Annotated in this window: 6 protein-coding genes; 3 read left to right on the top strand and 3 right to left on the bottom strand. The window is 43.0% G+C overall.

Translation table 11 applies throughout. The features are described 5' to 3' along the window. Window positions 1–93: 93 nt before the first annotated feature. Together XEN7305_RS08725 and XEN7305_RS08720 are read right to left on the bottom strand one after the other, a co-directional pair. Window positions 94–591 carry a phosphate-starvation-inducible PsiE family protein gene (locus XEN7305_RS08725; protein ID WP_052035155.1) on the bottom strand — a complete coding sequence of 166 codons (498 nt, stop codon included), beginning with the start codon at window positions 589–591 and terminating at the stop codon, window positions 94–96. 65 nt (window positions 592–656) lie between these two features. After that, a complete protein-coding gene (locus tag XEN7305_RS08720) occupies window positions 657–2,387 on the bottom strand; it encodes a diflavin flavoprotein (RefSeq protein ID WP_006509031.1) in 1,731 nt (576 codons plus the stop codon). Window positions 2,388–2,837: 450 nt separating this feature from the next. On the opposite strand from XEN7305_RS08720, the gene XEN7305_RS08715 reads away from it, so the two are divergent. The 3 genes from XEN7305_RS08715 (at window position 2,838) to XEN7305_RS08705 (ending at window position 4,838) form a co-directional block, all read left to right on the top strand. Next, on the top strand, window positions 2,838–3,128 hold the full coding sequence (locus XEN7305_RS08715) for a hypothetical protein (protein WP_006509030.1): 291 nt from the start codon (window positions 2,838–2,840) through the stop codon (window positions 3,126–3,128). A gap of 154 nt (window positions 3,129–3,282) precedes the next feature. Beyond that, window positions 3,283–4,404 (top strand): sodium-dependent bicarbonate transport family permease, encoded by a 1,122-nt coding sequence (locus tag XEN7305_RS08710; RefSeq protein WP_006509029.1) that lies wholly within the window; start codon window positions 3,283–3,285, stop codon window positions 4,402–4,404. A gap of 113 nt (window positions 4,405–4,517) precedes the next feature. Continuing rightward, window positions 4,518–4,838: a hypothetical protein gene (locus XEN7305_RS08705; RefSeq protein WP_006509028.1), complete on the top strand. Its 321-nt coding sequence runs from the start codon at window positions 4,518–4,520 to the stop codon at window positions 4,836–4,838. A gap of 124 nt (window positions 4,839–4,962) precedes the next feature. On the opposite strand, the gene speA is transcribed toward XEN7305_RS08705, so the two are convergent. Beyond that, complete coding sequence (gene speA, locus XEN7305_RS08700; RefSeq protein ID WP_006509027.1) at window positions 4,963–6,945, bottom strand: biosynthetic arginine decarboxylase; 1,983 nt, start codon at window positions 6,943–6,945, stop codon at window positions 4,963–4,965. Window positions 6,946–6,972: the final 27 nt, after the last annotated feature.

Here is a 6,972-nt window from a genome sequence, read left to right as displayed (position 1 = left end):
GGGACTTAGGGATTTGGGGATCTGGGGAAAAGCCTATTACTTCGTTGTTCAACTTGGAAAATTTAATCAAAAGGAAAATTCGTCGAACTGACGTTAAACAAGATTGTTCTCTACCTTGTCGAACTGACGTTTTTGTTGGTACCTCGCAGATATTTTTTGCTCGGGGTCAACACCTTCGAAAGTAGGAGGAAGCCAAACTCGTACTACTAACAAGACTGCTAAAACTAATAAAAAAGCACCAGTGGCCAAGATCTGACTCCAAGGAATTTCGAGAATCCCCTTGACAATGATTTCTCGTAAAACCGAGACAATGGAAACTTCGACAGCAACGCCAATAGAAACCCGGCGCTCTTGTAAATAAATAATTAAGAGGCGAAATAACTCGACTAAAATCAGCACAAACAGGATATCAGCCGTGACTCTAGTAAAGTTTAAAGGGGGCAGTAGAGAGACAAACATCTCTCGTAACTGAAGAATCATAAAGCCAAATAGACCGATGCAGAGAGAGACAATTATGAAGTCTTGGATAAATTCCAAAATCTTAATTACTCCACCATTATTGAGCCATTTGTACCAGGGAGTTATGGTCATATCCTGGTGATTATGGAAAGCTTTATTCATTGAGTGTATTTCTCCCAGTATCTAAGCCAAATTGATTAATAGTGATTGCCAACTTTACGATGATGGACAGCGGTCAGGACATCTAATTTGGCAACTCTGCCAGTTTGGGCTGTACTATAAACAATCCAATGATCACTGCATTCGAGGCGACTAGTAACTTCGCATTCGAGATAAGCTAGCGATTCAGCAAGAATTAGTGAACCGTTGTTCGCAGGTACGGTTTTAATTCCCTCAAAGCGATCTGCTCCAGGGGGAAAACGCTTGAGAAAATGTCTGATCAAATGCTGGTAATTGCCTTCTTCTAAAACATTTAGGACAAAGCGATCGCCGATCTGGAGGAAAGATTCAATGGCCCGATCCTTAGCTACTGTGATCGCGATACCCAAGGGAGTCAAACTGGCTTGGGTTACCCAAGATGCCACCATGGCACTAGAAATTTCGCCTTTAGTTGCGGTGATAATATATAGTCCATTGCTAATTCTGCCCAAGGCTTTTTGTAAACTATTATCGATAGCTTTGATTTGTTTAACTGTGCGATCGCGAGTTAACCATTGTCCCAAATCGGTTCCCGCCTCATCACAAACTTGGTTAATCGCTTGATCTAAAGCATTTTTCACGATAATCGGCTCGAATGCTTCGGTTAGTCCAATTTCCTGGAACTTATTTCTCAGGGGATAAATAGGTTCATCCTCTCCACCGCCAGATTCAAATAAGCCTAGAGATTGTTTACCACTAGCTGCGGCCAAAATTGTATTGAGAATCGTATTCGCTTCAGAGTTGGACTGAGCGGGCATCCCGATGACTAAACCTCGGGCTTGGGAAACTAATTCCCTAACAAACTGAAGTTCAGTATCATTCAAATTGACCAATTCTACAGCCACTCCTGTTTTGAGGACTCCTTGGGCGATCGCTATAGCTAGTTCTTCACTATAACCATAGTCTTCGGCAAAAAACACTGCGACCAAAGTCTCAGTCTTAGTTTGAGTCTGGCTCCATTGTTGATAGCGATTTACCAGTTCGGTGCGATGGTGTTTTAGCAGAGGGCCATGGCCTGTGGCGATAGTTGCTAATTCTAATTTGCCAATTCTTTTAATCGCAGCGATTACCGAGCGGGCATTCGGTTTCATCAGACAGTCATAGTAGTATTCAAAGTCGGCCTCAATTAAGGATAAGTCCTCATCAAAAGCTGGCTCATCACAATAATGCATGCCAAAGGCATCACAAGTATAGAGAATCTGTGTCTGATAATCGTAAGTAAAAATTGTGTCGGGCCAATGTAAATTGGGTGCGGAAACAAACTCCAGTTCATGTCCAGCTCCCAAATCCAGGCGATCGCCATTTTTAACGATTAGAGAGTTAAATGGTTGATGCACCATGTCGGACAAAAACTTAATCGCCACCTTCGCACCGACTACTGTTACCTGAGGAGCTAAATCCAAAATATCTTTGACTAAGCCACTGTGATCGGGTTCGGTGTGACTAATAATTAGGTAATCAAGTTGGGTCGGCTCGATCAAGCCTGTCAAGAGATCCAGGTAAAGCTGACGGAACTTGGCGTGGGAAGTGTCAACTAAAGCAAGTTTTTCCCCTTGAATAATAAAAGAATTGTAGGTTGTCCCATTTTGTAAGCCAAATTCAATATCAAAGCGATCGCGATCCCAATCAAGACAACGCATGGCCGTGGTGTTAGACGCGATTTCAAGAGTTTGTATCGTCAGTCTGGCAGTAGATGAAGTTTTTGGTTGAGTATTGATTAATGTAACCATGAATCGGTTCTCCTGATTTTCCAATTTGATATTAGGGGGAACATCTTCACTGCAAGAGCCCTCTACTTTTCATAAGCTAACAAAATATTTCAATACTTTTTATATAAAAAAATATTATATTTCATAAGCAAAACAAATCTTTCAATTGCACAGATAAATTTAAAGAATTCTTACTTTTCAGATAAGTAATTTTTATTTGTCAATGATTTTGATTGATGCAATACTTATAACATAGACTAAGATAAATGAACAAGCACTTGATAATAGTTTTTTGTCTATCAATAGCTAAAATCATAGTTTTTCCTTAGGTTTTCAGCTAAGTCCGAATTAATTTAAACAGCAAGTCTAAAAAACAAACAGGATTCTAGGAGGTTTTATGAATCTATTTTCTCGCAGAGAGTTTTTGTATACATTTAAATATATCTATTTTGAACATATAAGAAAACCATCATGAATAAGACAAAGACGAGACCCTCCACCGACGAAGGGTGGGCTGTCCATTTTTACGATAGCGATCGCCACTTGCGGTTTACTCTAGAACCTTCCCATATTTGGGCGTTTAGTTGGGGTATTGGGGTTGGTCTTCTAGTGGCAATTCTGTGGTCTGCACTCTATGGCGCGTCCCATAGTTTCTTAAGCAACCCCAAGCATGTAGCAAACCTGCCCCCAGCTTCTGAAACTATCTCTGGAGAAGACTTACGCAATGATCCTGCCAGTTCATTTCCTTTCGGAATAGATTGACAATTGTTCACATTTAAATATAAATCCAGCTTAAATCATAAGTTTAGATTGTTAATCTTATAGAGCAATTACATCTCAAATTCGGGGAATTCGGTCAGTTTTTTGCGTAGCCAATAGTATAAAATTATTAAATTAATGAGAGAGGAATTACACCGTGGATTTTTTGTCCGATTTCTTGTCGCTCTTTCTCGGGAAGTTACAGTCCCCGACACTCGGCTTTCTAATTGGTGGTATGGTCGTTGCTGCTGTCAATAGCCGACTGCAAATTCCAGATGCAATTTACAAGTTTATTGTCTTCATGCTGCTCCTAAAAGTCGGCCTGAGCGGCGGCATTGCAATCCGAAATGCCAATCTGGCGGAGATGTTGTTACCCGCGTTGTTCGCTATGGTAGTGGGTATGCTAATCGTGTTCATCGGGCGCTACACCTTAGCCAAGCTGCCAAGCGTCAAAACTGTCGATGGCATTGCGACAGCAGGCTTGTTCGGTGCCGTGAGTGGCTCGACCCTTGCTGCTGCCCTGACGCTGATGGAAACGGAAGGTCTCACCTACGAACCCTGGGCTGCCGCGCTCTATCCCTTCATGGATATTCCAGCGCTCGTAACCGCGATCGTTTTGGCTAGCGTGTATCTAAGCAAGCGAAAGCAGCGCCGTGCCGCAGAAGAGCAGCTCAGCAAGCAGGAGTATCTCGGTAGACAGCCTGTTACTGCTAGTGGGTATCCCAGCAACCAGGAAATTGTTGCCAGCGGTTATCCCCAGCGTGATAGCAAAGGTGAGCGAGTCAAGATTTGGCCCATTATCCAAGAAAGCCTCCAAGGCTCTGCCCTATCCGCACTACTTCTTGGTCTTGCTCTAGGGGTGCTAACTCGTCCAGAAAGTGTCTATGAGAGCTTTTTCAATCCTCTCTTCCGCGGTCTGCTTTCAATCCTAATGCTGGTTATGGGGATGGAGGCTACAGCAAGAATTGGCGAGCTACGTAAGGTAGGCCAATGGTATGCCCTATATGCTTTTGTCGCACCTTTGCTACATGGGCTCATCGCCTTCGGTTTTGGGATGATTGCCCATTACATCACGGGGTTTAGCCTTGGCGGAGTGGTCATTCTGGCTGTCATTGCAGCCTCTAGTTCGGATATTTCAGGGCCACCCACTCTACGAGCTGGAATTCCTAAGGCCAATCCCTCAGCTTACATTGGCGCATCTACAGCCGTCGGCACTCCAGTGGCACTTGCTATAGGAATCCCCCTGTTCATCGGGCTTGCCCAGGCGCTGGGCGGTTAATTCCATAAGGGTTCAGGACTCTACCTATGCTTCCCTGACCCCACGACCAACATTAGGACAATAAACACGAGACTATTAAGTCTAATAACTATAAGCTTCAGGAGGTAAAACAAATGACTCAGCAAGCTACCAAACTCGTTATCGTTACGGAAAAATTGTTGCTGAAAAAGATTGCCAAGATTATCAACGAAGTTGGGGCGACCGGTTATACGGTAGTGCCGGCTGGGGGGAAAGGTAGTCGCAACGTTCCCTCGTCGGGGCAACCTGCCGTTTCATCCGATGACTTTTTGAATATAAAGTTCGAGGTGCTTACCCCAAATCGGGAGATGGCAGTGAAGATTTCGGATGAAGTCGCAGCACAGTTTTTCGACGATTATTCAGGTATCGCCTATCTTTGTGACGTGATGGAAGTACTACACGCCCACAAATTCTAACTCAAAACCCAGCCTAATAATACGAAAAAAGTCGGGGTCATGCTCCGGCTTTTTTATAGAATCATGCTACCTGCGGAAAAATTTGATAGCTGTTGAAAATAGATCATTGATGAAAATTCCCTGTTCACTGCTCAAGATAAGTATAATTAATCAGACTGCGCTCATAATTTTGTAATAGCAGCTGAGTTTCTTCGAGAGAAATTCTATTTTCCTGCAAAGCTTTTTCACTACGAAGGCGCATTGTCTCAAGCAACTTTGCTCCGTCATATTGCACATAGCCCAGGACTTCGGTGATGGTGTCTCCTTTGACAACATGTTTAATCTCATAACCGTTGGCGGTCATCTGAATATGTACCACATTAGTATCGCCGAACAAGTTATGCATATTGCCCATAATTTCCTGATAAGCACCCACTAAGAACATTCCTAAATAGTAAGGAGCACAGGATAATTCGGCATTACTCTGTAGGGCATGTAATTCCAAAACATTTTTAGTATCATGCAAACCGATAAACTGGTCAATTTTGCCATCACTGTCGCAGGTAAGATCCGCCAAGATAGCATGCTCTTGGGGTTCTTCCTCTAAGCGATGAATCGGCATAATGGGAAATACTTGATCAATTGCCCAGGAATCGGGAGCTGATTGGAAAACAGACAGATTGACATAATAAATAGATGCCATCATCTTGGCCAAATCTTGGAGATCATTGGGGACATCTTTTAGGTAGCGGATAATTGTCCAAATTTTTCCACAGCAAGCCCAATATAATTGTTCTGCGATCGCCCTTTCCGTGAGACTGAGATAGCCAAAACTAAATAAACTAATCGTCTCTTCTTTAAAAGCGATCGCGTCTCGATAGGCTTTTTGATAATTATCCGCTGAAATATTTTTATACGTCTTCCATAGATTACGAATAACTAAATGTTGTGGTTCCTCAACCTGGGTCGGTGGCTGCAATTTAAGACCACTAGAGCCTAGGACATCGAAAATTAATACTGATTGGTGCGATGCGATCGCTCTACCACTTTCGCTCACTAAAACTGGCACCTGAATCCCCGCTTTATGGCAGGTTTCTTGCACCCCAGAAACAATATTATTGGCATAATTCTGCATATTGTAGTTTTTCGAGGCGTGGAAGTTGGTCTTGGAGCCATCGTAATCTATAGCCAAACCACCACCTACATCTAAATAGCCCATGGCTGCACCCAATTTGACTAGTTGAGCGTAGATCTGACTGGCTTCTCGAATTGCATCTTTGATAACAGCGATCGCAGAAATCTGAGAACCAATATGAAAATGTAGCAATTTCAGACAATGTAGCATTTGAGTTGCTTGAAGTTGCCTCACCATTTCGAGGATTTGGGGAATGGTCAGACCAAACTTGCTGCCTTCCCCCGTCGAATTTCCCCAATGTCCCGTGCCCCGATTGCTCAGTTTAGCTCTAACGCCGAAGACTGGCTCAATGCCGAGGTTACGACCAATTTCCATCCCAAGATACAATTCTTCGATGCGCTCAATGACAATTATCGGTTTTGGTCCCAACTTAGAGGCTAAAAGAGCAGTTTCTATATATTGCTGATCTTTATATCCGTTGCAAATGAGCAATGCCTGCGAGTCTTCTGGGGATTTATGGGAAGGCGAGTCTAACATTGCTAAGGCAATCATCAGCTCAGGTTTAGACCCTACTTCTAAGCCAAATTGATAGGATTTGCCAAAATGCACCAAATCTTTAACTAGATGACGATGTTGATTGCATTTAATCGGGAACACACCCTGATAAATTCCTGGATAATTGTAAGTGGCGATCGCCTGAAAGAAGCAATTATTTAAGCGTTCTATTCTATCATCTAAAATATCGGAGAAACGAACCAACAACGGCGTTGTGAGCTTGCGTTTGCCTAACGACTGCACTAGTTCAAACAAATCTATAGTCTTACCGCGATCACCTTGAGGGGCAACGGTGACGTGACCCGCATTATTAATAGAAAAATACGGTTCTCCCCATCCTCGAACATGATAGAGCTTTTTGCTATCTTCTACTGTCCAAGATTCTTGCCCATATTCTGGGATCTCTTCAGAGGTTAAGTCCAGATTTAATGTAGACATAAGACTGTACTTCCAGTTTTAGTACTT

It is taken from the genome of Xenococcus sp. PCC 7305 (assembly GCF_000332055.1).
Lineage (GTDB): Bacteria > Cyanobacteriota > Cyanobacteriia > Cyanobacteriales > Xenococcaceae > Xenococcus.
The sequence above is the reverse complement of the archived record's forward strand: the minus strand, read 5'-3'. Positions and strand labels throughout refer to the sequence as shown.

Coding starts and splice junctions, on each gene's coding strand:
- XEN7305_RS08725 (WP_052035155.1), bottom strand. CDS start 591: ATGACCATAACTCCCTGGTACAAATGGCTCAATAATGGTGGAGTAATT.
- XEN7305_RS08720 (WP_006509031.1), bottom strand. CDS start 2,387: ATGGTTACATTAATCAATACTCAACCAAAAACTTCATCTACTGCCAGA.
- XEN7305_RS08715 (WP_006509030.1), top strand. CDS start 2,838: ATGAATAAGACAAAGACGAGACCCTCCACCGACGAAGGGTGGGCTGTC.
- XEN7305_RS08705 (WP_006509028.1), top strand. CDS start 4,518: ATGACTCAGCAAGCTACCAAACTCGTTATCGTTACGGAAAAATTGTTG.
- speA (WP_006509027.1), bottom strand. CDS start 6,945: ATGTCTACATTAAATCTGGACTTAACCTCTGAAGAGATCCCAGAATAT.